The organism is Microbacterium sp. MYb62 (assembly GCF_002979475.1).
GTDB lineage: Bacteria > Actinomycetota > Actinomycetes > Actinomycetales > Microbacteriaceae > Microbacterium.
The window spans coordinates 48,837-73,632 of the sequence record NZ_PCOY01000011.1; the positions used below are offsets into that span (position 1 = coordinate 48,837).

Consider the following 24,796-nt stretch of genomic DNA (forward strand, 5'->3'; position numbering starts at 1 on the left):
GACGTCAGGGACGCCCGCGGAGGATGGCCTGCTTGACCTCGGCGATGGCCTTGGTGACCTCGATGCCACGGGGGCAGGCCTCGGAGCAGTTGAAGGTGGTGCGGCAGCGCCACACGCCTTCCTTGTCGTTCAGGATGTCGAGGCGCACCGCCGCGTTGTCGTCGCGCGAGTCGAAGATGAAGCGGTGGGCGTTGACGATCGCTGCCGGGCCGAAGTACTGGCCGTCGGTCCAGAACACGGGGCACGACGAGGTGCACGCGGCGCACAGGATGCACTTGGTGGTGTCGTCGAAGATCTCGCGATCGGCGATCGACTGCACGCGCTCCTTGCCCTTCTCCGGCACGGAGCTGGCGACGAGGAACGGCTGCACTTCGCGGTACGACGCGAAGAACGGCTCCATGTCGACGACGAGATCCTTCTCCAGCGGCAGACCCTTGATGGCCTCGACGTAGATCGGCTTCGAGATGTCGAGGTCCTTGATCAGCGTCTTGCAGGCCAGGCGGTTGCGACCGTTGATGCGCATGGCGTCGGAGCCGCAGATGCCGTGGGCGCAGGAGCGCCGGAAGGTCAGCGAGCCGTCGACCTCCCACTTGATCTTGTGCAGCGCGTCGAGGACGCGGTCGGTGGAGTAGAGCTCCACGTCGTAGTCGACCCAGTGCGGCTCGGAGTCGACCTCCGGGTTGAAGCGGCGGATGTTGAACGTGACGATGAAGGACTGGATCCCGGTCTCTTCGGTCGTGTCGGCAGGTGCCTCTGCGATGGCTGTCGACATGCTCAGTACTTCCTCTCCATCGGTGGGTAGTTGAACTCGCCCTGCTCGTTCTTCGTGAAGACGACCGGCTTCCAGTCGAGCTTGATGTGATCGCTCGGAGTGGAGGAGTGCGGGTCACCGGTCAGGTAGGCCATGGTGTGCTTCATGTACTTCTCGTCGTTGCGCTTCGGGAAGTCGTCGCGCATGTGACCGCCGCGGCTCTCCTCGCGGTTCTGCGCGGCGTAGACGACGACCTCGGCGATGTCGAGCAGGAAGCCCAGCTCGACCGCCTCGAGCAGATCGGTGTTGAACCGCTGTCCCTTGTCGTCGACGTGCACGTTCTTGTACCGCTCGCGCAGTTCGGCGATCACGCCGAGCACGTGCTGCAGCGAGTCGTGCGTGCGGAACACCTGCGCGCCCTTGTCCATCTCGTCCTGCAGCGTCTTGCGGAGGACGGCGATGCGCTCGGTGCCCTGGTTGTTGCGCAGATCCTCGAGCATGCCGGACACGAATGCCGCGGGGTTCTCGGGGAGCGGGACGAACTCGGCGGTCTTGACGTACTCGACCGCGTTGCGCCCCGCGCGCTTGCCGAAGACGTTGATGTCGAGCAGCGAGTTGGTGCCGAGGCGGTTGGCGCCGTGCACCGAGACGCAGGCGCATTCGCCGGCGGCGTAGAGGCCGGGGACGACGGTGGTGTTGTCCGCGAGGACCTCGCCGTCGTTGTTGGTCGGGATCCCGCCCATGGCGTAGTGCGCGGTCGGCATGACGGGCACCGGCTCGACGACCGGGTCGACGCCCAGGTACGTGCGGGCGAACTCGGTGATGTCGGGAAGCTTGGTCTCGAGGACCTCGGCTCCGAGGTGCGTGCAGTCCAGCAGCACGTAGTCCTTGTGGGGGCCGGCTCCGCGGCCGTCGAGGACCTCCTGCACCATGCAGCGCGCGACGATGTCACGCGGCGCGAGGTCCTTGATGGTCGGGGCGTAGCGCTCCATGAAGCGCTCGCCCGAGGCGTTGCGCAGGATCGCGCCCTCGCCTCGTGCGCCCTCGGTGAGGAGGATGCCGAGACCGGCGAGGCCGGTCGGGTGGAACTGGAAGAACTCCAGGTCTTCGAGGGGGAGGCCCTTGCGCCAGACGATGCCGACGCCGTCACCGGTGAGGGTGTGCGCGTTCGACGTGGTCTTGAAGATCTTGCCGAAGCCGCCGGTCGCGAAGATCACGGCCTTGGCCTGGAAGACGTGCAGCTCGCCGGTCGACAGATCGTAGGCGACGACGCCCGAGACCTGGGTCTTGCCGTCGGCGTCCTTCACCGTCAGCAGATCGAGCACGTAGAACTCGTTGAAGAAGTTGATGCCGAGCTTGACGCAGTTCTGGAACAGCGTCTGCAGGATCATGTGGCCGGTGCGGTCGGCGGCGTAGCAGGCGCGGCGGACCGGCGTCTTGCCGTGCTCGGCCGTGTGCCCGCCGAAGCGACGCTGGTCGATTTTGCCCTCGGGCGTGCGGTTGAAGGGGAGGCCCATGTTCTCGAGGTCGATGACCGCGTCGATGGCCTCTTTCGCGAGGATCTCGGCCGCATCCTGGTCGACGAGGTAGTCGCCGCCCTTGACGGTGTCGAAGGTGTGCCACTCCCAGGAGTCCTCTTCGACGTTCGCGAGGGCCGCCGCCATGCCTCCCTGCGCCGCACCGGTGTGCGAGCGCGTGGGGTACAGCTTGGAGATCACGGCGGTCTTCGCCCCCGGACCGGCTTCGATGGCGGCACGCATGCCGGCGCCGCCGGCGCCCACGATGACGATGTCGAACTGGTGGTAGTGCACGCCGTCACGGACGACGGAATCCTGCGTCTCGGTAGTCACTTCTCGTATGCCTTCTTCTAGTTCCCGACGATCGCGGCGCACTCGGACGCGAGGACGCTGTCCTCGGTCACACCCAGGCACGGGTCGAACGTGAAGACGACGAGCGTGCCGAGGATGATGAGCAGGCCGGCGGCGAGGCCGAGTGCCCAGGTGAGCGCCTTGCGAGCGGTGTTGTTCGTGACGTAGTCGTTCACGATCGTGCGCATGCCGTTGGCGCCGTGGATGAGTGCAAGCCACAGCATCAGCACGTCCCACCACTGCCAGAACGGCGTGGCGAACTTGCCGGCGATGAACGCGAAGTCGAGGGCGTGGATGCCTTCGCCGACCATGAGGTTGACGAAGAGGTGGCCGAAGATCAGCACGACGAGCACGACGCCCGAGACGCGCATGAAGATCCAGCCCCACTTCTCGAGGTTGACCCCGCGACGGCGGCGTGCGGGCGCGGCGGCGATGGTCTGCGCGGACATCAGTGCCCTCCTCCGAACCCGGCGAACGCGAGCATCAGGTGCCGCGGGACGAAGCCGGCCATGATGATGCCCCACACCAGCAGCACGCCCCAGAACAGCTGACGCTGGTACTTGGCGCCCTTCGACCAGAAGTCGACGGCGATGATGCGCAGGCCGTTCATCGCGTGGAACACGATGCCGGCGACGAGCACGACCTCGCCGAGCGCCATGACCGGTTGCTTGTATGTGCCGATGACGGCGTCGTACGCCGCCGGGGACACCCTGATCAGCGCCGTGTCGAGCACGTGCACCAACAGGAAGAAGAAGATGGCGACTCCGGTGATGCGGTGAAGCACCCACGACCACATGCCTTCGCGACCCCGATAGAGGGTGCCGCGGGGGGTCTTGGACGTGGTTTCCGAAATCGACGGTGTCAAGCGGGCGCTTGTGGACACGGTCGTCCTCCCTGGATCGATGTGACTCGGTCGCGTGCGCTGCTTGTCCAAGTGTGAGCCTGTCGAAGTGTCAGGCACGCCCGATCGGTGTCCATCCTATTCCTGTCAGATCACTGGGAGCGACGAAGGGGAGCCTAAGTGTCTCGATGTCGAGATGTTTCTCTGCGGCTACGCTGGCGGGGTGAGCGCACCCATCGAGGATTTCTACGCCGTGATTCCCGCCGGCGGCATCGGCAGCAGGCTGTGGCCGCTCTCCCGAGCCGACGCCCCGAAGTTCCTGCACGATCTGACCGGCTCCGGTCACTCGCTGCTCCGTGACACGTGGGACCGCCTGGAGCCGCTCACCGGTGCCGACCGGATCGCCGTCGTCACCGGCCGCGCACACCGTGCCGCCGTCGAGGCGGAGCTTCCCGGCATCGCCGACCTCAACGTCTTCCTGGAGTCCGAGCCGCGTGAGTCGGCCGCCGCGATCGGACTCGCCGCCGCGATCCTGCACCGCCGCGAGCCCGAGGTGATCATCGGCTCGTTCAGCGCCGATCATGTGATCCGCAGCACCCGCGTGTTCGAGTTCGCCGTGCGCGACGCCGTCGAGGTTGCTCGCGAGGGCTACATCTGCACGATCGGCATCACCCCCACCGAGCCGGCGATCGGTTTCGGCTACATCAAGAAGGGCGCCGAGCTCGTGGTCGACGGCGCCCGCGAGGCCGCGCTCGTGGAGAGCTTCGTCGAGAAGCCCGACCTGGAGACCGCGAAGGCGTATCTCGCCGATCGGGGCTACCTCTGGAATGCGGGCATGTTCATCGCCAAGGCGAGTGTGCTGCTGGACGAGATCGCCGCGAACGAGCCCGAGCTGCACGCCGGGCTGCTCGAGCTGGCCGAGGCCTGGGACGACCGCGACAAGCGCGGACCCGCGGTCGATCGGATCTGGCCGCGCCTGAAGAAGATCGCGATCGATTACGCGGTCGCCGAGCCGGCGGCGCGCCGGGGCCGGCTCGCCGTGGTCCCCGGACACTTCGACTGGGACGACGTGGGCGACTTCGCGTCGCTGACCAAGCTCATCAACAACGGCAGGAAGAACGATCTCGCCGTCCTCGGTCCGAACGCGCGCGTTCTCACCGACGGCGCGAGCGGAATCCTCGTCAGTCAGACCTCCCGCGTCATCAGCCTGGTGGGGGTGCAGGACATCGTCGTGGTCGACACCCCCGACGCGCTGCTGGTCACCACGGTGGAGCACGCGCAGCGCGTGAAGGGCGTCGTGGAATCGCTCAAGCTCACCGGCCGCGGGGATGTGCTCTGACGCGTGCGCCGATGAGCACGCGCTCGCGCTCATCGGCTGGCTTGATTTCAGCTTGGTAACCATTGGCCAGCCCGCGCGGCGCCGACGTGCACAAAAGCTGAAACAGTAGGTAACTTTGATCGATCCGCGATGGCCGCGGTTTCGTTGAGGGAGGCATCAGTTGACCATCTCCACCACCAAGAAGCTGCTCGGCGCAACCGTCGCCGCGGGCGTCATCTTCGCACTCGCCGGCTGCGGCCAGGCACCTGCGGAGTCGGGCAACGACGGCGGCGATGCCGCGTCCCCCGACTTCCTCCCCTGCATCGTCTCCGATGAGGGCGGCTTCGACGACAAGTCGTTCAACCAGCTCTCCTTCGAAGGCGCGACCAAGGCTGCCGACGAGCTCGGCGTGGAGCTGAAGGACGTGCAGTCCAACGCGGAGACCGAGTACGGTCCCAACATCACCAACCTCGTCGACGAGAACTGCAACGCGATCGTCTCCGTCGGCTTTGCGCTCTCCGCGGCCACGGTCGAGGCGGCCACGGCGAACCCCGACGTCGACTTCATCCTCGTCGACGACGCGGCCGACAACGACTTCGACGGCAAGAAGGACGCCGAGAACGTGAAGCCGCTCCTCTACGACACCGCTCAGGCGGCATTCCTCGCGGGCTACCTCGCGGCGGGCTACTCCGAGAGCGGCAAGGTCGGCACTTTCGGTGGACGCGAGTTCCCGACGGTGACGATCTTCATGGACGGCTTCAAGCAGGGCGTCGACCACTACAACGAGGTCAAGGGCGCCGATGTGCAGGTCGTGGGCTGGGACGGCACGACCGGATCGTTCACGGGTGGCTTCGAGGCCAACCAGGACGCCAAGCAGGTCGCGGTCAACATCCTCGACCAGGGCGTCGACGTGATCTTCCCGGTCGGCGGACCGATCTACCAGTCCGCGCAGCAGGCGATCAAGGAGTCCGGCAAGGACATCGCACTGATCGGTGCGGACGCCGACCTCTTCGAGACCGATTCGAGCACGTCGGACATCGTCCTCACCTCGGTGCTGAAGGCCATGGACCTCTCGACCTACGAGGCCGTCCTCTCGAGCGGCAAGGACGAGTTCGACCCGGAGGCCTACGTCGGCACCCTGGAGAACGAGGGCGTCGGCATCGCCGACCTGCACAACTTCGCCGACAAGGTCGACTCCGGCCTGCAGGACGAGGTCACGCAGCTGCGTCAGGACATCATCGACGGCAACGTCACCGTCACCTCGTACCTGAGCGAGTGACACAGTGAGAACGGGGAGGCCGGCGACGTGCCGGCCTCCCCGTTCTGTCCTGTCGGGAGGCATTCCCGGCCCCCGGTCTGCTGAATAGGATCGACACCATGAAGCTTGAACTCCGCGGCATCACGAAGAGATTCGGCGCTCTGACTGCCAACGACCACATCGATCTCACCGTGAACGAGGGGGAGATCCACTGTCTTCTCGGCGAGAACGGCGCCGGAAAGTCGACGCTGATGAACGTCCTCTACGGGCTCTACCAGGCCGACGAGGGGGACATCCTGCTGGACGACGTCGTCCAGCAGTTCGCCGGCCCCGGCGATGCGATGGCGGCGGGAATCGGTATGGTGCATCAGCACTTCATGCTGATCCCGGTCTTCACCGTCGCGGAGAACGTCATGCTCGGTCACGAGCAGACGCGTTTCGGCGGCCGTCTCGACCTCGCCGCCGCGCGAGCACGGGTGCGCGAGATCTCCGCGCGCTTCGGCTTCGACGTCGACCCCGATGCGCTCGTCGAGGACCTGCCCGTCGGCCTCCAGCAGCGCGTCGAGATCATCAAGGCGCTCTCCCGTGAGGCGAAGGTCCTGGTCTTCGACGAGCCGACCGCGGTGCTCACCCCGCAGGAGACCGACGAGCTGATGGCGACGATGCGTCAGCTCAAGTCCCAGGGGACCTCGATCGTCTTCATCACCCACAAGCTGCGCGAGGTGCGCGAGGTCGCCGACCGGATCACCGTCATCCGTCTCGGCAAGGTCGTCGGCGAGGCCTCGCCGACCGCCTCCAACGAAGAGCTCGCCTCCCTCATGGTCGGGCGCGCCGTCGAGCTCACCGTGCACAAGGACGCACCGACGCTCCACGACAACGGTCTCGTCGTCCAGGGACTCACGGTCACCGACCGGCTGGGCACCGTGCTCGTCGACGACGCCTCCTTCGAGGTCCGCGGGGGAGAGGTCCTCGCGATCGCCGGTGTGCAGGGCAACGGCCAGACGGAGCTGACCGAGGCGATCATCGGTCTGCAGGACCAGGTGCGCGGCAGCATCCGCCTCGACGGCGAGGAGCTCGTCGGACGCTCCGTGCGTCAGATCCTCGACGCCGGCGTCGGCTTCGTGCCCGAGGACCGCAGCGTCGACGGCCTCGTCAAGGAGTTCTCCATCGCCGAGAACCTGATGCTCGACCGCTCGTTCGGCGGCGACTTCGTCTCGGCGGGATCGGTGCGCAGAGCCGCGCTCGACGAGTTCGCCCGGGAGAAGATCGTCGAGTTCGACATCCGCACACAGGGACCGACGCAGGCGGCGGGCCGCCTGTCGGGCGGAAACCAGCAGAAGGTCGTGCTGGCGCGCGAGCTCAGCCGTGATCTGTCGCTGTTCGTCGCCGCTCAGCCCACGCGCGGCGTCGACGTCGGGTCCATCGAGTTCATCCACAAGCGCATCGTCGATACCCGAGATGCCGGTGTGCCCGTGATCGTGATCTCCACCGAGCTCGACGAGGTCGCCGCGCTCGCCGACAGGATCCTCGTGATGTATCGCGGCCGCGTCGTCGGCATCGTCCCGGGAGACACCCCTCGAGACCAGCTGGGCCTGATGATGGCCGGCATGAACGGAGAGAGCGCATGAGCAGCGCAGAGTCCACCGGGCCGCTCGCGGATCCCCAGACGCCGGTAGCGCCGTCGCGCTGGCGCGGCGCCCTCCAGCAGATCGTGACGGGGAACGGCATCATCTCGGTGCTCGCCGTGCTGATCGCCGTCGTCGTCGGCTCGATCATGATCGCCGCCACGAACGAAGACGTGCAGGCGGCCGCCGGGTATTTCTTCGCGCGACCGGGTGACATGATCGCCGCGGTCTGGAGCTCGGTCTCCGGCGCCTATGCCGCACTGTTCCGTGGCGCGATCTACAACTTCAACGCCGACGACTTCGCCACCGGGATCCGTCCGCTCACCGAGACGCTGAAGTTCGCGACGCCGTTGATCGCTGCCGGTCTGGGCGTCGGACTCGCCTTCCGCGCCGGACTGTTCAACATCGGTGGCCAGGGGCAGATGCTCATGGCCGCTGCGGCCGGCGGCTACGTCGCGACGAAGATCGATCTGCCGTTCCCGCTGCACCTGATCGCCGCCGTCATCGCCGGCATGCTCGCCGCCGCGCTGTGGGCGGGAATCGCCGGGCTGCTGAAGGCGCGCACCGGCGCGCACGAGGTCATCACGACGATCATGCTCAATCACATCGCCGTCTATCTGCTCGCGTGGATGCTGGCGACGCAGGGCATCCTGCAGGCACCGGGGTCGAACAACCCCAAGACGGCGCCGATGCCGGACTCCGCGGTGCTGCCGCTGCTCCTCGGTGACTCCTACAAGCTGCACTACGGCTTCCTGATCGCTCTCGCCGCCGTCGCCTTCGCGTGGTGGCTCCTCGAGCGCTCGTCGCTCGGCTTCCGCTTCCGCGCGGTGGGTGAGAATCCCGCCGCCGCGCGCGTGGCCGGCATCGACGTCGGAGGTGTCTACCTCACGGTCATGCTCATCGCCGGTGCGCTCGTGGGCATCGCCGGAGTGAGCCAGATCCTCGGCACGGAGACCAGCGGCTTCGGCGGCGGCATCGATGCCGGCATCGGCTTCGACGCGATCACGGTCGCCCTCCTCGGGCGCTCGTCCCCGCTGGGCATCCTGGGCGCGGGACTGCTGTTCGGCGCCTTCAAGACCGGTGGTTTCACGATGCAGTCCTCGCAGGGCATCCCGATCGAGATCGTCCTCGTCGTGCAGTCGCTGATCGTGCTCTTCATCGCCGCACCGCCGCTGGTGCGCGCCATGTTCGGTCTGCCGCAGCCCGGGCAGACGCCTCGCAAGAAGACCCGAAAGCACGCGGAGCCGAAGAAGCAGGAGGTGTCCGCATGAGCGTCGCATCCACCACCAACGCGCAGATCGATGCGCCGCGCATCGTCGCGGTCGTCTCGTGGAAGGCGCCGATCATCTTCGGCATCTTCACCGTGCTGTTCGCGCTGCTGCCGCTGCTCGTGCCCCGTGAAGGGGCGACCACGTTCCGTCTGGCCTCGGGCGACGCGTTCTTCACGGTTCCCGACATCGTGCTGCCGTCGACGGCCACGGCATGGGTCTCGGTCGTGCTGCTCGCCGCGTCCACGGTTTTCGCCGTCTTCCTGGCGAACTCCCGGCGGCGCACGCCGCTGTGGCTCGTGGTCGTCTACGTGGCCGCGCTGCTGATCGGCTTCCTCGCCTGGGCGGCCGCCGGCGCGACACTGCCGATGGTGGGTCTGCTTGGCGGCGCACTCGCGCTCGCCACCCCGCTGATCTTCGGCGCTCTCGGCGGCGTGATCGGCGAACGCGCCGGCGTCGTCAACATCGCGATCGAGGCGCAGCTGCTCGCCGGTGCGTTCTCGGCTGCGATCGCCGCCTCGGCAGCGGGCACCCCCTGGGCCGGCCTGGTCGCGGCGATGGGCGCCGGCATGCTGGTGTCGCTCGTGCTCGGCATCTTCACGATCACGTATTTCGTCGACCAGGTCATCGTCGGTGTCGTGCTGAACGTGCTCGTGATCGGATTGACGACGTTCTTCTTCCGTCAGGTGCTCGCGCCGAACACCGAGACGCTCAACAGCCCGGAGACGTTCACCGCGTTCCCGATCCCGATCCTGAGCGAGATCCCCGTCATCGGCCCGATCCTGTTCCGGCAGTCGTTCATCGTCTACCTGATGTACTTCGTGGTCGCGCTCGTCTGGTTCGGTCTGTACCGCACCAGGTGGGGCCTGCGCCTGCGAGCCGTCGGAGAGCACCCGCAGGCGGCCGACACGGTCGGCATCAAGGTGCTGGCCACCCGCTACCGGGCGATCCTGCTCGCGGGCGCCGTGGCGGGCCTCGGCGGGGCCTTCTACACGCTCGTCGCGGTGCCGCGCTTCAATCAGGAGATGACTGCCGGGGCGGGGTTCATCGCGCTGGCCGCCGTGATCTTCGGCCAGTGGGATCCGATCAAGGCCACGCTCGCCGCACTGCTGTTCGGCTTCGCGACGAACCTGCAGGGCGTGCTGAGCGTCATCGGCTCGCCCGTGCCCAGCCAGTTCATGCTGATGCTGCCGTACGTCGTGACGATCTTCGCCGTGGCCGGGCTCGTCGGGAAGTCCCGCGCACCTGCCGCCGACGGCAAGCCGTACATCAAGTCCTAGCTCGGCCGGAACGAGGGAAGCATCGCAATGACGGACATCGACTGGGATGAGCTGCGCCAGGTCGCCACGGATGCCATGACGAAGGCGTATGCCCCGTACTCGCGCTATCGCGTGGGTGCGGCGGCTCTCGTCGGCGACGGGCGCATCGTCGCCGGCTGCAACGTGGAGAACGCCTCCTACGGCGTGACGTTGTGCGCCGAGTGCGCTCTGGTCGGCGACCTGCACATGTCCGGCGGCGGCCAGCTCGTCGCCTTCGTGTGCGTCAACAACGAGGGACAGACCATCATGCCGTGCGGACGCTGTCGCCAACTGCTGTTCGAGCACGCGATGCCCGGGATGCTCCTGGAGACCGTCTCCGGCATCCGCACGATCGACGAGGTGCTGCCCGATGCATTCGGGCCGCGCGACCTGGAGGAAGCACGATGACCGCTGGACAGGCTCAGGGAGCCATCGAACCGTTCGACGCGATCGATGTGATCCGCGCGAAGCGCGACGGTGGTGTCGTCCCCGAGGCCGCGCTGCGCTGGATGGTCGACGCCTACACGCGGGGCTATGTCTCCGACGCGCAGATGGCGTCGTTCGCGATGGCGATCTTCCAGCGCGGAATGGAGCGCGATGAGATCCGCGTGCTGACCGACGCGATGATCGCCTCGGGGGAGCGGATGAGCTTCGCGTCCCTCGGCAAGAAGACCGTCGACAAGCACTCGACCGGCGGCGTCGGCGACAAGATCACGTTGCCGCTCGCGCCTCTGGTCGCCTCGTTCGGCGTGGCCGTCCCGCAGCTGAGCGGTCGCGGTCTCGGTCACACGGGTGGCACGCTCGACAAGCTCGAGTCGATCCCCGGCTGGCGGGCGGCGCTCAGCAACGAGGAGATGTTCGCACAGATGCAGGGCGACGTCGGTGCGGTCATCTGCGCTGCCGGCTCCGGCCTCGCCCCCGCAGACAAGAAGCTGTACGCGCTCCGCGATGTCACCGGCACCGTCGAGGCGATCCCGCTGATCGCCTCGAGCATCATGTCGAAGAAGATCGCCGAGGGCACGGATGCTCTCGTCCTGGACGTCAAGTTCGGCTCGGGGGCGTTCATGCAGGATATCGATCGCGCCCGTGAACTGGCCCGCACGATGGTCGCCCTCGGCACCGACTCCGGCGTCGCGACCACCGCGCTGCTGACGGACATGAACGTCCCGCTCGGTCTGGCCATCGGGAACGCGAACGAGGTCCGCGAGTCGGTGGAGATCCTCGCCGGCGGCGGACCCTCCGATGTGCGGGAGCTGACCCTCGCCCTGGCGCGCGAGATGCTCGCCCTCGCCGGGCAGCCGGACGCCGACGTGGAGGCCGCCCTCGACGACGGCCGCGCGATGGACACCTGGAAGGCGATGATCCGCGCGCAGGACGGCGACCCGGATGCCGCGCTGCCCACGGCCCGCGAGACCCACCAGGTGCTCGCACCCGCCGACGGCGTCGTCACGCGCATGGATGCCCTCCCGTTCGGGGTCGCCGCCTGGCGTCTCGGCGCGGGCCGTGCCAGGGCGCAGGACCCGGTGGTCTTCGAGGCCGGGATCGACCTGCATGCGAAGCCGGGAGACCGTGTCGTCGCCGGTCAGCCGCTCTTCACGCTCTCCGCGGCCGACGACGCGCGATTCACCAGGGCCCTCGATGCGCTCGAGGGCTCGTGGGAGATCGGCGACGAGGCTCCGGCCACCGGTCCCATCGTCCGCGAGCGCATCACGGCGTGACCTCCGACCGCTAGCCTGAACTGAGCACATCCGCGACCGAGAGGATCACCATGTCGATCGATGCGAACGGCGACGTCACGCTGCAGGGCGTCTCCTTGCGGAGTCTGCCCAAGGTGTCGCTGCACGACCACCTCGATGGCGCAGTGCGCCCGGCCACGATCATCGAGCTCGCGGACGCGATCGGGCTCGAGGTCCCGGAGTCGGATGCCGCAGCCCTCGGCGGATGGTTCGCGAAGCAGAGCGACTCGGGCTCGCTGGTCGAGTACCTCAAGACGTTCGACCTCACGACTGCCGTGATGCAGACCCAGGAAGGGCTCACGCGCGTCGCGCGTGAGTTCGTGCAGGACCTGGCGGCCGACGGCGTGATCTACGGCGAGGTGCGCTGGGCTCCTGAGCAGCACCTGGCCCGCGGACTCACGCTCGAGCAGACCGTCGAGGCCGTGCAGCAGGGCATCGAGGAGGGCGAGGACGCCGCGGACCGCGCCGGTCGCAGCATCCGCGTCGGTCAGCTGATCACGGCGATGCGACACACCGATCGCGCCCTCGAGATCGCCGAACTCGCGGTCGACTTCCGTGGACGTGGCGCTGTCGGCTTCGACATCGCCGGCCCCGAAGACGGCTTCCCGCCGTCGAACCACCGCAAGGCGTTCGACTACCTCGCCGAGAACTTCTTCCCCGTCACGGTGCATGCGGGCGAGGCGGCGGGCCCTGCCTCGATCCGCTCGGCGTTGCTGGACGGGCGCGCGCTGCGTCTCGGCCACGGTGTGCGCATCGCCGAAGACCTCGAGGTGATCACGCAGGAGGGCGACGAGGTGCAGGTGCAGTTCGGCGACCTCGCCCGCTGGGTCCGCGATCGGGAGATCCCGCTCGAGCTCTCGCCGTCGTCGAACCTTCAGACCGGTGCGATCGCCGCGTGGGGCAACACGATGGTGGACCACCCGTTCGACCTGCTCTACCAGCTCGGGTTCGCGGTCACCGTGAACGTCGACAACCGCACGATGAGCGCCACCTCGCTCACGCGCGAGCTGGCGCTGCTGGTCGAGGCCTTCGAATACGACCTCGACGACCTCGAGACCTTCCAGTTCAATGCGGCGGCCGCAGCCTTCCTGCCCGTCGAGGAGCGCGAGGAACTCGTGGAGATGATCGCCGAAGGCTTCGACGCCTGATCATGGCTTCCGGGGGGAAGAAGCGGCGCACGCGCACCGCAGTAGTCGTCAGCGCCATCGCGGCCGTCGTCGTGCTCGGCGGCGCAGCCGCCGGCTACGCGTGGCTGAACCGCGCGCAGCCGGAGCCTGTCCCGAAGGCACGCGCCGCAACGATCGAGCACCCGCTCACGCCGGCGCAGCAGATCGTGGCGGATGCGAACGATCCTCGAGCCTGCGCGGTCACGTTCGTCGGCGAGGGAGCACCGGCCGATCCCATGCTGCAGTGGCAGGAAGGCCTCTACCAGGGGCTCCCGATCCCGCAGCTCGACGGTCGCGTGTTCGCCGGCTGGTACGCGAGCGCAGCGGATGCGGGGGCTTTCACGGTCGCCTCCCGCGTGAACGGGGCCGACCCCGTCGTGTGCGTCGACCAGCAGATCGAGCTCTTCGCCGCCTGGAAGTCCCCCGAGGAGAACGCGGCAGAGGACGTGCAGGTCCCGATCCTCATGTACCACCAGTTCACTGCCGCACCCGAGGGCGAGAAGGGGTGGCTGCGCGGGAACTACGCCTACATCGGCGACTTCGACGCGCAGATGAATCACATCGCGACGACGGGGTTCTATCTGCCGACCTGGGACGAGCTCAGCGCCTTCATCGACGGGCGGCTCTCGCTCCCTGCGCGCAGCGTGATCATCACCGACGACGATGCGGATCAGACCTGGTTCGACCTCGCCGTGCCGGTCGTCGACAAGTACCAGCTGCTCTCGACGTCGTTCATGATCACGGCATATCGACAGGACCCCGCGCCGTCGACGTACGTGCAGCGCCGCTCGCATACGCATGACATGCATCAGGCGGGTGACAACGGCAAGGGGCGGATGGTCAACTGGACCGCGGACCAGATCGCGGCCGACCTCAACGCCTCGGCCGACGTCCTCGGCGTCCGAGAGGTCGTGGCCTACCCGTTCGGCCACTACAACGACACGACCAAGCAGGGCGTGGCGCAGGCCGGTTACGAGATGGGGCGGACCATCGAGCCGGGCTACGTCACGATCGGCACCGACAAGTTCGCCCTCCCGGTCGTGCGCATCGACTACGGCATGGGCCTGGACGCGTTGGTCTCCCGTATCGGCTGAGCGTCGACACACGGCAGGATGGGGGAATGCCCGCTCGCTCCGTCTTCGTCGCCGGTCCCGCCGCATGGAACACGATCGTCGTGCTCGACCACCTCCCCGACCCCGTGCCGCACATGCAGTTCGCACAGGAGACCTGGGAGACGGTCGGCGGGACCAGCGCGGGCAAAGCGCTCAGCCTGACCGGTCTGGGCCGGGCGACGCAGCTCTACGCCCTGGCGGGGCAGGATGCCGACGGCGTTCGCATACGAGAGGCTCTGGAAGCCGCCGGGGTGCGTGTGCGCTGGGGCGAGGGGGCGACCGAGCGGCATCTGAACCTGATGACGCGCGAGGGCGGGCGCGTCTCGCTGTACCTGTCGACACCGCTGGCGACGTCGGGGGAGGGGGACGTCTGGCTGCGCGAGCGGATGGAGACGGCCGACGTCGTGGTGCTCGACCTCGCGGCGGAGCCCCGGCGACTGCTCCCGCTCGCTCAGGAGACCGGCACGCCGATCTGGGTCGACGTGCACGACTACGACGGGACGGCGGAGTTCCACCGGCCGTTCCTCGAGGTCGCGGACGCCGTGTTCTGCAACGCCGACCGGCTCGACGACCCGATCGCCTTCCTGCGATCGTGCGTCGCCGCCGGGTCGCGCCTGGCCGTGTGCACGCTGGGTGCCGACGGTGCGGTGGCGGTGGACGAGGACGGCGTCGAACACCGGGTTTCCGCCGTGCCGGCCGACGTCATCGACACGAACGGTGCGGGCGACGCGTTCCTCGCCGGGGTCCTCGATGCGCGTCTCGACGGGGCGGGGATCTCCGCCGCCCTCGAGGCGGGAGCACGGACGGCGGCGTCGGTGCTGCGCTCCCGGCACCTGCATCCGCTGCTGGACGGGGTCGTCGGGCTCGCCGCGGAGTGAGCTTCAGGGGGCGAGCGGTCCGAGGAATCCCTCGAGATCTCGGGTGACCTCCGCGTGCATCTCCTCGGTCGAGATCGTCGGGGTGCCGTCGCCGTCCTGGGGTCCGTAGTCGCCGAACGACGCGTGCGACGCCCCCTCGATCTCGACCATCTCTGCGTCGGCCGGCAGCTGGTCGCGCGCATCGGCGATCTTCTCCGGCGTGGACAGCCCGTCCTCGCTGCCGGAGAGGCTGAGGACCGGCAGGCCGCTATCCGAAAGATCGTTCGCGCAATAGGAGGCGAACAGGACGAGCGCATCGGCGTCAGCGGCGAGCTGGCACGCGCGCACGCCACCCAGGGAGTGTCCGCCGACGCCCCAGACGTCGATCTCCGGAGCGGCCGAGGTGAAGGAGCCGAGCCCCCGAGGGTCGAAGAACGCCAGATTCAGCCAGGGACGCGTGATCACGACGGTCACGCCGTCTTCCGCGAGTCCCTGCAGGATGGCGGCGTAGGCCCAGGGGTCGACCTTGGCGCCGGGGATGAAGACCAGACCGACATCGGAATCGCCGTCGGCGGGGGCGAGCACGATGCCCTGGTCGGCGTCCGTCACGGTGATCGCGGGGTTCTCCTGCACCGTCGCCAGAGGGCCCGGCTCCGCGGGCATCACGCCGATCTGCGTCCAGGCGAGGACGCCACCCACGGCGAGGACCAGGATGATCGCGACGCTCAACAGAACGCGTCTCAGTGTCCGGCGAGGCTTCTTCTGCACGGGTCAACGCTACTCCGCGTCGCGTCGGTCGCCGACGACCGCGGGGTGCGTGCGCAGATACTCCTCGAAAGCCTCCCGTGTGGTGCGCTGCGGCGTGAAGCCGAACTCGTCCTTCAGCCGGCTGTTCGCCAGAACGGGCCGGTATCGCAGGAACGGGACCTTCTCCGGGCCGTGCGCCGTGAGACCCAGCCGCCGCCCGACGCGCAGGGCGGTCGACAGCGCCCACGCCGGGATCACGAGCTGCGGCTTGCCGAGGCGCCGTGCGATCTCCGGGACGGTCATGCGTCCGTCCCCCGCGACATTGAAGATGCCCGCAGGGCCATCGGTCGCAGCCCGCACCATGGCCGCGGCGACGTCGTCCACCCAGATGAACACGAACGGGGACTCGGACCCGGCGACGCGGAGGATCCGCCGTCCGTCCCAGAGCGCGGTGATCTGGTTGCGCACGGTGGGACCGAGGATCGTGCCGATGCGGAAGACCACCTGCTCCAGCTCCGGATGCGTCTCGCGGTGCTCGGCCAGCATCTCCTCGACCAGGCGCTTGTGCCGCGCGTAGGGGAAGGCGTCGTTGCCGCGCAGCGGCCGGTCCTCGTCGATCCCGTCGGGGTCGTCGGCGTGATAACCGTATGCCGCGCCGGAGCTGGAGACCACGATGCGGCGGACTCCCGCCTCGACGCAGGCGGCGAGCACGTTCGCCGCGCCGGTCACATCGACGCGGTATTCCTGGTCGACGTCGTGTCCCGGATTCACGATCGCCGCCAGATGCACCACGGTGTCGATGCGATGCCGGCGCAGCAGGGGTGCGATCGCCGCGGCGTCCGTGACATCCAGCACCGCATCGATGACTCCTGCGCGGGGCGCACCTGCGCGCAGATCCGCGGCCACCACGATCGCGACATCGTCGCGCGCCGCGAGAGCCGTCGCCACATGCGAGCCGAGGAAGCCGCTGCCACCCGTGATCAGCACCCTGCTCATCAGGTGGCCTCGACGGGCGTGCGGCCGCCGGCGTCGCCGGACGCCGATCCGGTGCGCCTCCTGGTGTGACGGGCCCAGAGACCGGCGAGGACGAGCCCGGCGATGATGTCCCAGATGCCCCACCATCCGGCGACGATGGCCATGCCGCCGAGCCCGTCGAAGAACAGGAACACCAGGCCGAGCCCGAGACCCGCGTTGCGGATGCCCACCTCGAACGTCATGGCCTTGCGCTCGCGGGTGCCGAGACCGCCGACCACGGCCGTGCCGTAGCCGAGGGCCAGAGCGACGGCGTCGTGCACCGCCACCACGAGCAGGATGATCCCGAGGACCTGGATGAACACCGCCCAGTTGCCGATCAGCGCGGCGATGATGAAGCCGAGCAGGGCGATCAGGCTGAACCACTTCACGAACGGCTGCACGCGCGCGCTGAAACGGGGCGCCTTCGCCCGCAGGAGCAGCCCGAGTGCGAACGGCAGTCCCACGATCAGGAAGATCTCCAGCAGCATCCGCCACGGATCGAGGGAGATGTCCCGCAGCAGGGTGCGTGCCGTCGGATGGAGCGAGGCCCAGAACGTGATGCTGAGCGGCATCGCCACGATGTAGATCAGGTTCCCCACCGCGGTGAGCGACACCGAGAGGGCGACGTTGCCGCCCGCGCGATGCGTGAGCACCTGCGAGATGTTCCCCGGCGGGCAGCAGGCCACGAGCAGCATCCCCAGCGCCATCGACGGCGGCACGGGCAGCACGAGAGTCAGCAGGAACGTCGCGATCGGCAGCAGGAGCAGCTGGGCGAGGATGGCGATCGCGAACGGTTTCGGATGCCTCGCCACGACGCGGAAGTCGCTCGGTGAGGTGTCCAGCGCGATGCCGAACATGATCAGGCCGAGCACGACGTTCAGGATCGTGAGCGTTCCCGGTGTGAAGGAGAGGACCACGTCGTCGACGTTCATGCCGACACCTCCAGCGCGTCCTTCTCGTGCCGTACGGCCCCGCGGTAGGCGTCCTTGTTGACGTAGTAGGCCATCCGTTCGAGGCCGAGATAGTGGTAGCCGCCGGTCACGTCGGGCCAGGCTGTGCCCGTGACCCTGTCGCGGAAGCGTGCGGCGCGCGCGGGGTCGTTCTCGGCGGCGTCGAGGTACGCGGCGAGCAGGTCGGCCTGCTCGTACCGCCCCTGCCAACCGATGCCGGAGGCCTCGATCATGCCCATCACGTAGAGGCCGTTGAACGACGACGGGAAGACATTCAGGAACAGCCGAGGCGAGGCGCCCTGCCAATGCAGGTGCGTGCGGTCGACGAACGGATAGTCGAGGGTGTATCCGGTGGCGAGCAGCACGAGGTCGTACTCGTCGGCGCTGCCGTCTCGGAACCGCACCGTCGCCCCGTCGAAGCGATCGATGTCCGGGCGGATGCGCAGATCGCCCTGGCCGAGGTGGTTCAGGATGAGGGTGTTCACGATGGGGTGCGACTCGTAGATGCGGTAGTCGGGCTTCGGGAACCCGAAGCGCACCGGGTCGCCCGTGAAGGCGCGCAGCACCCGGCTGTCGACCGCCTGCTTGAGGCGCGCGGGGAGGGGGCGTCCCTGGTTGAGCGTGTCGCTGGGCCGGCCGAACAGGTAGCGCGGCACGAAGTAGTACCCGCGCCGGACGCTCATGTCCACGGACTCCGCGTGATGGACGGCATCCACGGCGATGTCGCACCCGGAGTTCCCGGCACCGATGAGGAGCACCCTCCGGCCCTTCAGCTGCTCCGGCGACTTGTAGGCGCTGGTGTGCAGCAGTTCGCCGGTGAACTCGCCGCGGAACGTCGGCACGTTCGGTTCGGCGAGGGTGCCGTTCGCGAGCACGACGCCGGCGTACCAGCGGGTCTCCTCGCCCTCGGGGCCCGCACTCGTGAGATCCCAGCCGCCGTCACGCGGTTCGAGCCGGGTGACGCCCGTGTCGAAACGGAACAGCTCGGTGAGGCCGAAGTGGTCGGCGTACTCCTGGAAGTACTCCCGCAGCACCCGGTGACCCGGGTAGTCCACGTGCGACCGCATCGGGAACTCGGCGAACTCCGTCGTCGTGCGCGACGAGATCAGGTGCGCGGATTCATACATCGTGCTGCGCGGATTGCGGATGTCCCACAGGCCGCCGACGCCGTGCGAGGCCTCGTATCCGTCCACGGTGATGCCGCGCTTCTGCAATGCGCGCGCCGCGGAGAGGCCCGATGGGCCCGCACCGATCACGGCGTATCTGTTCATGCTGCTCCCCGCACGTCGCTGTGCTCGAAAAACGCCCCCGCCCACCGATCGTATCGGGTGGGCGGGGGCGTCGGAGAGCGGGCCCGTCAGGCGGCCCCGAGGTGCTGCTGACGTGCCGCGACAGCGTCTCGGATCAGCGGGAACAGCGGGTGCTCGGGGTCGAGGCTCGTCGTGCGTGTCGTGAATCCCGACGGCTCTTCCGTCCGCAGCAGCTGCTGCAGTTCGACCGACTGCTCGTCGGTCGGATCGTCGAACTCTAGCGCTGCGGACACGGCGGCGACCAGTGCCGCGGTCGGCAGTCCACGTTCCGCGGCCATCGACGCCGGACCCACGAAGCGCTCGTGTCGCGAGATCTTGCGCAGCGGCTGGCGCCCCACCCTCTGCACGGTGTCGACGAGCGCCGGGTTGCGGAACCGGTCGAGGATCGTGGCGCGGTAGGTCGCGAGGTCGGCGGGATCGAACCCGTGCTCGGCGACCAGCACGGCGGATGTCTCCTCCAGTGCCGCCGACACGCTCGCCGCGATATCGGGATCGGCCAGGGCATCCGAGATGCGTTCGATGCCCGCGCGCGCTCCGAAGTACGCGGTGGCGGCGTGGCCCGTGTTCACCGTGAAGAGCTTGCGTTCGATGTACGGCGCGAGGTTCTCGACGAAGTGCGCGCCGGGGATGTTCGGGAGCACACCGCCGAACGGGACGGACTCGATCGCCCATTCGAAGTAGGGCTCGACCGTGACGTCGACCCCCGCTCCCTCCGGCTGTGCCGGCACGATGCGGTCGACGGCGGTGTTCGCGAAGATCGCTCGGGCGAGCAGCGTCTCGGCATCGCCTCCCGCGGCCGTGATGATCTCCCTGCGCAGCAGATCGGTGGCGCCGATCGCGTTCTCGCACGCCATCACCTGCAGCGGTGCGGCGTCAGGGGAGCGGAGCGCGAGGCCGGCGACGATCGACGGGGCGACGAAGCGCAGCACGGTCGGCCCGACCGCGGTGGTGACGACGTCGGCTGACGCGACCTCCTCCGCCACGGCGGCGGGATCGGTGCGGCTGTTCACGGCACGGAAGCCGGTGACGACGTGATCGGTCCCTCCGGGGCCGGCTTCGTGCACGGTGTACGAGTCGACCGCGTTGATCGCATCGACCAGCGCATCGGCGACGTCCGAGAACACGACCTCGTACCCGCCCTCGCGAAGCAGCAGACCGACGAACCCGCGCCCGATGTTGCCCGCCCCGAAGTGGACCGCCTTCATCCTTCGTTCACCTCCGCGAGCAGGGCGTAGAGCTCCTCCGCGGTCTGCACGGCGGAGAGCCGGGCGACGTCGTCCTCCTCGGAGAACAGGATCGCGATCCGGGAGAGGATCTCCAGGTGCTCGTCGCCGACTCCGGCGATACCGATCACGAACGTCGCCGGGTCGCCAGCCCAGTCGACACCGCCGTCGTAGCGGACGACGGACAGGGCGGAGGCGAGGATCGCGTCCTTCGCGTCGTTGGTGCCGTGCGGGATCGCCAGTCCGTTGCCCATGAAGGTCGACACGGTCTCCTCGCGCTGACGCATCGCATCGACGTAGGCCGGGGTGACGGCTCCGGCGGCGACGAGGATGTTTGTCGCCTCCTGGAGCGCATCGTCCCGCGTCGCGCCTCCCGGGTGGATGCGGACCTGTTCGGGGGTGAGAACGCTCATTCTGCTTCCTTTCGCTGCTCGCGCACCATCTCGACGACCTCTTCGTACTTGGGCGAGTTCATGAAGTTGTCGACCGACACGTGGACCGAGTTCGGCGACTTCGCGGTGGCGCGCTCGGTGAGCTGCTGCTGCGTGATCACCACGTCGGCTGTGCCGTCGAGGTTCGCGATCGCCTGGTTGGTGACCGTGATGTCCTCGATGCCGGCCTTCTTGAGCTTGTTGCGCAGCACGCTGGCGCCCATGGCGGACGAGCCCATGCCGGCGTCGCAGGCGAACACGATGCGCTCGATGGGCGCGGCGGCGACCACCGTCGTGCTCGGGGCGGCAGCGGCCTCGGGAGCCGCGGTCGCGGTCGACGTGCGCAGCGCGTCCATCGCGGCGGAGGACTTGCCCTTGTTCGCCTCGGTCTGCGCGATCGCGGCGCCGAAGGCATCGCCCTCCGCAGCCAGGTCGCGCTTGCGCGAAGCCCGCAGGATTACACCGGTGATGAGGAAGGTGACGGTCGCGGCGATGATGACCGACAGATACACGACCATCACGTTGCCGACGCCGGCGCCGAGGGCCGCGAAGGTCACGGCGATGATGCTGCCGGGAGCCGCGGGGAACGCCAGGCCGCCGCCGAGGACCATGTTCGTGGTGACTCCGGCCGCGCCACCCGCGATGAGCGCGAGGATCGTGGTGGGCTTGCTGAGCGCATACGGGAAGTAGATCTCGTGGATGCCGCCGAAGAACTGGATGATGGCCGCACCCGGTGCCGAGCCCTTCGCAGCGCCGACGCCGAAGAAGCTGAAGGCGAGCAGCAGGCCGAGGCCGGGGCCGGGGTTCGCCTCGATGAGGAACAGGATCGACTTGCCGGTCTCCGCCGCCTGCTCGATGCCGAGCGGGGTGAAGACGCCGTGGTTGATGGCGTTGTTCAGGAACAGCACCTTCGCCGGCTCGACGATGATCGACACGAGCGGCAGCAGCTGCAGCGTGACGAGCCAGTCGACGGCAGCGCCGAGTGCGGCGCTGATGCCGAGCATGACCGGGCCGAAGGCGAAGAAGCCGATGATCGCGAGGATCATGCCGAGGATGCCGGCGGAGAAGTTGTTCACCAGCATCTCGAAGCCTGGGCGGATCTTGCCGTCCCAGATGCTGTCGACCTTCTTCATGATCCAGGCGGCGAGCGGACCCATGATCATGGCGCCCAGGAACATCGGGATGTTGGTGCCCACGATCACGCCGACGGTCGCGATCGAGGCGACCACGCCGCCGCGCTCCCCGTAGACCATGCGGCCGGCGGTGTTGGCGATCAGCAGAGGAAGCAGGTAGGTGACCATCGGGCCGACGAGGCCGACGTAGGCGAGGATGTTGCCGTCGGCACTCTCGGCCACCGAGGTCATGGCGCCCTGCCAGCCGATGATGACGGAGTCGCCGCCGCCGCCGAGGATCTCGGACACTCCGGCCCAGTGCCAGCCGAACGGGCTCTCGGCGCCGAAGAATCCCTTGGGGATGAAGAGCATCGTGATGAAGCCCCAGGCGATGAAGGCCGCGATGTTGGGCATGATCATGCCTGAGAGGAATGTGCCGAAGCGCTGCACTCCGACACGGAGGCCGCCGGGTCTGGTGGCGGCAGGTGACGTCGTCGTCATGATGTCGTCTCTTTCTTGTGGTGGGGGAGTTCCGCGGCGAGCGTCGCCACGGCGGTTCGGGCGGAGGAGGCATCGTCAGCGGCCAGGGCGGCTTCGGCGAGGCTCCGCGCCTCGGACGGGGTGCGCTCGGACAGCGCGTGACGCACATCGGCCAGGGCCGACGGCGCCATCGACAGACTCGTCGCCCCGAGACCGACGAGCACGACAGCGAGCAGCGGGTCGGCGGCGGCCTCGCCGCAGATCCCGACCGGCTTGCCGAGACGCGCACCCGCGTCGCCGACCTCGCGCACGAGACGGAGGACGGCAGGATGCCAGGGGTCCTGGAAGCCGGCGACGGAGCCGAGCATGCGGTCGGCCGCCATCGTGTACTGCGTGAGGTCGTTCGTGCCGATCGAGGCGAAGTCGGCGTGTGCGAGCACGCGATCGGCGAGCAGCGCGCTCGCCGGGATCTCCACCATGACGCCGGCGGTCTTCAGCCCGTATTCGCGGGCGAGCCCCGTGAAGTACACGGTCTCCTCGACGGTGGCCACCATGGGGGCCATCACCCACAGATCCGCCTCGGTGGCGGCGTCGGCTTCGGCGAGGGCGGTGAGCTGCTCGCGGAGGATGTCCTCGCTGGCACGCAGGGCTCGCAGCCCCCTGAGCCCGAGCGCCGGGTTCTCTTCGTGCGCGTCGTTGAGGAAGGCCAGCGGCTTGTCGGCGCCGGCATCCAGCATCCGGACCACGACCTTCTTGCCGGGGAATGCCGCCAGCAGCTCGCGGTACGACTCGCGCTGCTGTGCGATCGTCGGTGCCTGCGCGGAGGAGAGGAACAGGAACTCGGTGCGGAACAGCCCGACGCCCTCGGCCCCCCGAACGACCGCATCGGCCGCGTCTGCGGGCTTCCCCAGATTCGCGAGCAGCGCGACAGGCGTGCCGTCGGCGAGAGCGCCGGGAGTAGGTGGGGCGGAGTCCGCCGATTGGCGAGCGGCGGCGCGTTCGGTGGCGCGGGCCTTCTCGTCATCCGTCGGCTGGCGCGTGACGACGCCGCTGGCGGCGTCGACGATCACGGTCTCGCCCGTGGTGAGCAGCGCGCCGTCGGCGACTCCGACGATCGCGACGATTCCCTTCTCCCTGGCGAGGATCGCCGTGTGAGATGTGGGGCCGCCGTCGGAGGTGATCAGAGCGAGCACCTGATCCAGATCGAGGAGGGCGGTGTCTGCGGGGGCGAGGTCGCGTGCGACCAGGACGAACGGGTGCCCCGGGTTCGGGACGCCGGGGGCGGCGACACCGCGAAGGTGCGCGAGGACGCGCTGGGCGATGTCGTCGAGATCGGCTGCGCGCTCGCCGAGGTACCCGCCGACGGCTTCGAGGGTGGCACGGAATCCGGCGAACGCATCGTGCACGGCCCATTCCGCCGTCGAACCGGCGTCGATCCGGGCGTCGACCTCATCCTGCAGCGTCGGGTCCTCGGCGATCATCGCCTGCGCTTCGAGGACCTCCTGCGCGGACCCTCCCGCTGCCTCGCCCCGCTCGTTCAGCTCGTTCGCGACGATCGAGACCGCTTCACGCACTCGGGCCCGCTCGGCATCGGCACCCGCGGTGCTCGGCGTGTTCTCCGGGGCGGGCATCGCCTCGGCCATGCGGATGATCGGTCCCTGGGCGACCCCGAGACCGATCCCGACCCCGCGCAGCTCGCTCATCCGGCGGCGTCCTGATCGTGGTCGGTCGTGAGGAGCTCGGTGAGCGTGTCGAGAACGCTCTCGGCGCCATCGCCGTCAGCCGTGAGGGTCACGTAGTCGCCGTACTCGATGGCGAGGGCGATGACGCCGAGGATGCTGGCGGCATTCACCGGCTTGCCCGAGTCCTTGGCGATCGTCACGGGGATGCCGGACTCCTTCGCCGCCTGTGCGAAGAGCTTCGCCGGGCGAGCGTGCAATCCGTGGGAGGAGCCGATCCGGACGGTGCGGGTGGCGGTCATGATGTTCCTTTCGGGGTGTCGCCGGCGGCGGCGAGGATCGATCGGGCGAAGACGAGGGTGCGCGAGCCGTCGCGGTCGGCGAAGACGTCGTCCGGGAGCACGGCGACCGGTGCGCCCGCGGTGACTCTGATGGCGTCGAGGCGGTCGCTCAGATGGGGGCCGACGAGGACGAGGTCGTGGTCGGAGCCGGCGACGGAGCTCTCCATGCCTGCTGACGCATCCCAGTCGAGGCCTGCTGCGGCCGCCGCGCTGCGGAGCCGCTGTGCGACGAACGTGCTCGACGCGCCAGCGCCGCACACCACGAGAATCCTCATCGATGCCCACCCTTCCTGAGAACAGTCTGGGAACCGCTGAGGGGTCCGCGCCAACACGTTCCTTTCCGCCCCTGCGGAACGCACCGTTCCGCCCGAGGGTGCCGGGCAGCTGACATCATGGAGAACACGTCGAGAC

The 24,796-nt window shown here is 68.6% G+C and carries 24 protein-coding genes; 10 read left to right on the forward strand and 14 right to left on the reverse strand.

Annotation, left to right across the window (positions count from 1 at the left end; genetic code table 11):
- Positions 1 to 4: 4 nt before the first annotated feature.
- From CQ042_RS12350 to sdhC, 4 genes are read right to left on the reverse strand one after another with little or no spacing between them, the layout of a single operon-like run.
- On the reverse strand, positions 5 to 772 hold the full coding sequence (locus CQ042_RS12350; RefSeq protein WP_105670779.1) for a succinate dehydrogenase iron-sulfur subunit: 768 nt from the start codon (positions 770 to 772) through the stop codon (positions 5 to 7).
- Between the two features lie 2 nt (positions 773 to 774).
- On the reverse strand, positions 775 to 2,601 hold the full coding sequence (gene sdhA, locus CQ042_RS12355; protein ID WP_105670780.1) for a succinate dehydrogenase flavoprotein subunit: 1,827 nt from the start codon (positions 2,599 to 2,601) through the stop codon (positions 775 to 777).
- Positions 2,602 to 2,618: 17 nt separating this feature from the next.
- On the reverse strand, positions 2,619 to 3,068 hold the full coding sequence (locus tag CQ042_RS12360) for a succinate dehydrogenase hydrophobic membrane anchor subunit (RefSeq protein ID WP_105670781.1): 450 nt from the start codon (positions 3,066 to 3,068) through the stop codon (positions 2,619 to 2,621).
- Positions 3,068 to 3,502, reverse strand: a complete 435-nt coding sequence (gene sdhC, locus CQ042_RS12365) for a succinate dehydrogenase, cytochrome b556 subunit (protein ID WP_105670782.1) — start codon at positions 3,500 to 3,502, stop codon at positions 3,068 to 3,070. Before sdhC ends, CQ042_RS12360 begins: the two co-directional genes overlap by 1 nt.
- Before the next feature lie 181 nt (positions 3,503 to 3,683).
- Between sdhC and CQ042_RS12370 the strand changes: the two genes are divergently transcribed.
- The 10 genes from CQ042_RS12370 (at position 3,684) to CQ042_RS12415 (ending at position 15,119) form a co-directional block, all read left to right on the forward strand.
- A complete protein-coding gene (locus tag CQ042_RS12370; protein ID WP_105670823.1) occupies positions 3,684 to 4,799 on the forward strand; it encodes a mannose-1-phosphate guanylyltransferase in 1,116 nt (371 codons plus the stop codon).
- 160 nt (positions 4,800 to 4,959) lie between these two features.
- Positions 4,960 to 6,057 carry a BMP family protein gene (locus tag CQ042_RS12375; RefSeq protein ID WP_105670783.1) on the forward strand — a complete coding sequence of 366 codons (1,098 nt, stop codon included), beginning with the start codon at positions 4,960 to 4,962 and terminating at the stop codon, positions 6,055 to 6,057.
- A gap of 98 nt (positions 6,058 to 6,155) precedes the next feature.
- Complete coding sequence (locus CQ042_RS12380) at positions 6,156 to 7,664, forward strand: ABC transporter ATP-binding protein (RefSeq protein WP_105670784.1); 1,509 nt, start codon at positions 6,156 to 6,158, stop codon at positions 7,662 to 7,664.
- Positions 7,661 to 8,932 carry an ABC transporter permease gene (locus CQ042_RS12385; protein ID WP_105670785.1) on the forward strand — a complete coding sequence of 424 codons (1,272 nt, stop codon included), beginning with the start codon at positions 7,661 to 7,663 and terminating at the stop codon, positions 8,930 to 8,932. The genes CQ042_RS12380 and CQ042_RS12385 overlap by 4 nt, the downstream gene beginning before the upstream one ends.
- Positions 8,929 to 10,209, forward strand: coding sequence for an ABC transporter permease (locus CQ042_RS12390; RefSeq protein ID WP_105670786.1), 1,281 nt, complete (start codon positions 8,929 to 8,931; stop codon positions 10,207 to 10,209). Before CQ042_RS12385 ends, CQ042_RS12390 begins: the two co-directional genes overlap by 4 nt.
- Positions 10,210 to 10,236: 27 nt before the next feature.
- The gene (locus CQ042_RS12395; RefSeq protein ID WP_017828470.1) at positions 10,237 to 10,635 is read left to right on the forward strand and encodes a cytidine deaminase; all 399 of its coding nucleotides are present in this window, start codon (positions 10,237 to 10,239) and stop codon (positions 10,633 to 10,635) included.
- Positions 10,632 to 11,945 (forward strand): thymidine phosphorylase, encoded by a 1,314-nt coding sequence (locus CQ042_RS12400; RefSeq protein ID WP_105670787.1) that lies wholly within the window; start codon positions 10,632 to 10,634, stop codon positions 11,943 to 11,945. The genes CQ042_RS12395 and CQ042_RS12400 overlap by 4 nt, the downstream gene beginning before the upstream one ends.
- A 50-nt stretch (positions 11,946 to 11,995) precedes the next feature.
- Positions 11,996 to 13,111 carry an adenosine deaminase gene (locus tag CQ042_RS12405; protein WP_105670788.1) on the forward strand — a complete coding sequence of 372 codons (1,116 nt, stop codon included), beginning with the start codon at positions 11,996 to 11,998 and terminating at the stop codon, positions 13,109 to 13,111.
- Positions 13,112 to 13,113: 2 nt separating this feature from the next.
- Positions 13,114 to 14,223: a polysaccharide deacetylase family protein gene (locus tag CQ042_RS12410; RefSeq protein WP_105670789.1), complete on the forward strand. Its 1,110-nt coding sequence runs from the start codon at positions 13,114 to 13,116 to the stop codon at positions 14,221 to 14,223.
- A 26-nt stretch (positions 14,224 to 14,249) separates the two neighbouring features.
- The gene (locus CQ042_RS12415) at positions 14,250 to 15,119 is read left to right on the forward strand and encodes a carbohydrate kinase family protein (protein WP_105670790.1); all 870 of its coding nucleotides are present in this window, start codon (positions 14,250 to 14,252) and stop codon (positions 15,117 to 15,119) included.
- Between the two features lie 3 nt (positions 15,120 to 15,122).
- Here CQ042_RS12415 and CQ042_RS12420 read toward each other — a convergent pair whose 3' ends face one another.
- From CQ042_RS12420 to CQ042_RS12465, 10 genes are all read right to left on the reverse strand, one after another.
- Positions 15,123 to 15,866, reverse strand: a complete 744-nt coding sequence (locus CQ042_RS12420; protein ID WP_258132243.1) for an alpha/beta hydrolase — start codon at positions 15,864 to 15,866, stop codon at positions 15,123 to 15,125.
- A 9-nt stretch (positions 15,867 to 15,875) separates the two neighbouring features.
- A complete protein-coding gene (locus CQ042_RS12425; RefSeq protein ID WP_105670791.1) occupies positions 15,876 to 16,841 on the reverse strand; it encodes an SDR family oxidoreductase in 966 nt (321 codons plus the stop codon).
- Positions 16,841 to 17,791: a bile acid:sodium symporter family protein gene (locus CQ042_RS12430; RefSeq protein WP_105670792.1), complete on the reverse strand. Its 951-nt coding sequence runs from the start codon at positions 17,789 to 17,791 to the stop codon at positions 16,841 to 16,843. Before CQ042_RS12430 ends, CQ042_RS12425 begins: the two co-directional genes overlap by 1 nt.
- A complete protein-coding gene (locus CQ042_RS12435) occupies positions 17,788 to 19,080 on the reverse strand; it encodes an NAD(P)/FAD-dependent oxidoreductase (protein ID WP_105670793.1) in 1,293 nt (430 codons plus the stop codon). The genes CQ042_RS12430 and CQ042_RS12435 overlap by 4 nt, the downstream gene beginning before the upstream one ends.
- A gap of 86 nt (positions 19,081 to 19,166) precedes the next feature.
- Entirely contained in the window at positions 19,167 to 20,324 is a 1,158-nt protein-coding gene (locus CQ042_RS12440) for a mannitol-1-phosphate 5-dehydrogenase (protein ID WP_105670794.1), read from the reverse strand.
- On the reverse strand, positions 20,321 to 20,755 hold the full coding sequence (locus tag CQ042_RS12445) for a PTS sugar transporter subunit IIA (protein WP_105670795.1): 435 nt from the start codon (positions 20,753 to 20,755) through the stop codon (positions 20,321 to 20,323). The genes CQ042_RS12440 and CQ042_RS12445 overlap by 4 nt, the downstream gene beginning before the upstream one ends.
- The gene (locus CQ042_RS12450; protein ID WP_105670796.1) at positions 20,752 to 22,386 is read right to left on the reverse strand and encodes a PTS mannitol transporter subunit IICB; all 1,635 of its coding nucleotides are present in this window, start codon (positions 22,384 to 22,386) and stop codon (positions 20,752 to 20,754) included. The genes CQ042_RS12445 and CQ042_RS12450 overlap by 4 nt, the downstream gene beginning before the upstream one ends.
- Positions 22,383 to 24,068: a phosphoenolpyruvate--protein phosphotransferase gene (ptsP, locus tag CQ042_RS12455; RefSeq protein ID WP_105670797.1), complete on the reverse strand. Its 1,686-nt coding sequence runs from the start codon at positions 24,066 to 24,068 to the stop codon at positions 22,383 to 22,385. Before ptsP ends, CQ042_RS12450 begins: the two co-directional genes overlap by 4 nt.
- Entirely contained in the window at positions 24,065 to 24,346 is a 282-nt protein-coding gene (locus CQ042_RS12460) for an HPr family phosphocarrier protein (RefSeq protein WP_105526820.1), read from the reverse strand. Before CQ042_RS12460 ends, ptsP begins: the two co-directional genes overlap by 4 nt.
- Positions 24,343 to 24,660 carry a PTS sugar transporter subunit IIB gene (locus CQ042_RS12465; protein ID WP_105670798.1) on the reverse strand — a complete coding sequence of 106 codons (318 nt, stop codon included), beginning with the start codon at positions 24,658 to 24,660 and terminating at the stop codon, positions 24,343 to 24,345. The genes CQ042_RS12460 and CQ042_RS12465 overlap by 4 nt, the downstream gene beginning before the upstream one ends.
- Positions 24,661 to 24,796 lie beyond the last annotated feature (136 nt).

Bases quoted from the DNA above. Each gene is read 5' to 3' on its own strand.
- CQ042_RS12380 (WP_105670784.1), top strand. From the start codon at position 6,156: ATGAAGCTTGAACTCCGCGGCATCACGAAGAGATTCGGCGCTCTGACT.
- CQ042_RS12465 (WP_105670798.1), bottom strand. From the start codon at position 24,660: ATGAGGATTCTCGTGGTGTGCGGCGCTGGCGCGTCGAGCACGTTCGTC.
- CQ042_RS12360 (WP_105670781.1), bottom strand. From the start codon at position 3,068: ATGTCCGCGCAGACCATCGCCGCCGCGCCCGCACGCCGCCGTCGCGGG.
- CQ042_RS12395 (WP_017828470.1), top strand. From the start codon at position 10,237: ATGACGGACATCGACTGGGATGAGCTGCGCCAGGTCGCCACGGATGCC.
- CQ042_RS12440 (WP_105670794.1), bottom strand. From the start codon at position 20,324: ATGAAGGCGGTCCACTTCGGGGCGGGCAACATCGGGCGCGGGTTCGTC.
- CQ042_RS12460 (WP_105526820.1), bottom strand. From the start codon at position 24,346: ATGACCGCCACCCGCACCGTCCGGATCGGCTCCTCCCACGGATTGCAC.
- CQ042_RS12450 (WP_105670796.1), bottom strand. From the start codon at position 22,386: ATGACGACGACGTCACCTGCCGCCACCAGACCCGGCGGCCTCCGTGTC.
- CQ042_RS12410 (WP_105670789.1), top strand. From the start codon at position 13,114: ATGGCTTCCGGGGGGAAGAAGCGGCGCACGCGCACCGCAGTAGTCGTC.
- CQ042_RS12445 (WP_105670795.1), bottom strand. From the start codon at position 20,755: ATGAGCGTTCTCACCCCCGAACAGGTCCGCATCCACCCGGGAGGCGCG.
- CQ042_RS12415 (WP_105670790.1), top strand. From the start codon at position 14,250: ATGCCCGCTCGCTCCGTCTTCGTCGCCGGTCCCGCCGCATGGAACACG.
- CQ042_RS12405 (WP_105670788.1), top strand. From the start codon at position 11,996: ATGTCGATCGATGCGAACGGCGACGTCACGCTGCAGGGCGTCTCCTTG.
- ptsP (WP_105670797.1), bottom strand. From the start codon at position 24,068: ATGAGCGAGCTGCGCGGGGTCGGGATCGGTCTCGGGGTCGCCCAGGGA.
- CQ042_RS12430 (WP_105670792.1), bottom strand. From the start codon at position 17,791: ATGAACGTCGACGACGTGGTCCTCTCCTTCACACCGGGAACGCTCACG.
- CQ042_RS12385 (WP_105670785.1), top strand. From the start codon at position 7,661: ATGAGCAGCGCAGAGTCCACCGGGCCGCTCGCGGATCCCCAGACGCCG.
- CQ042_RS12390 (WP_105670786.1), top strand. From the start codon at position 8,929: ATGAGCGTCGCATCCACCACCAACGCGCAGATCGATGCGCCGCGCATC.
- CQ042_RS12435 (WP_105670793.1), bottom strand. From the start codon at position 19,080: ATGAACAGATACGCCGTGATCGGTGCGGGCCCATCGGGCCTCTCCGCG.
- CQ042_RS12350 (WP_105670779.1), bottom strand. From the start codon at position 772: ATGTCGACAGCCATCGCAGAGGCACCTGCCGACACGACCGAAGAGACC.
- CQ042_RS12425 (WP_105670791.1), bottom strand. From the start codon at position 16,841: ATGAGCAGGGTGCTGATCACGGGTGGCAGCGGCTTCCTCGGCTCGCAT.
- CQ042_RS12400 (WP_105670787.1), top strand. From the start codon at position 10,632: ATGACCGCTGGACAGGCTCAGGGAGCCATCGAACCGTTCGACGCGATC.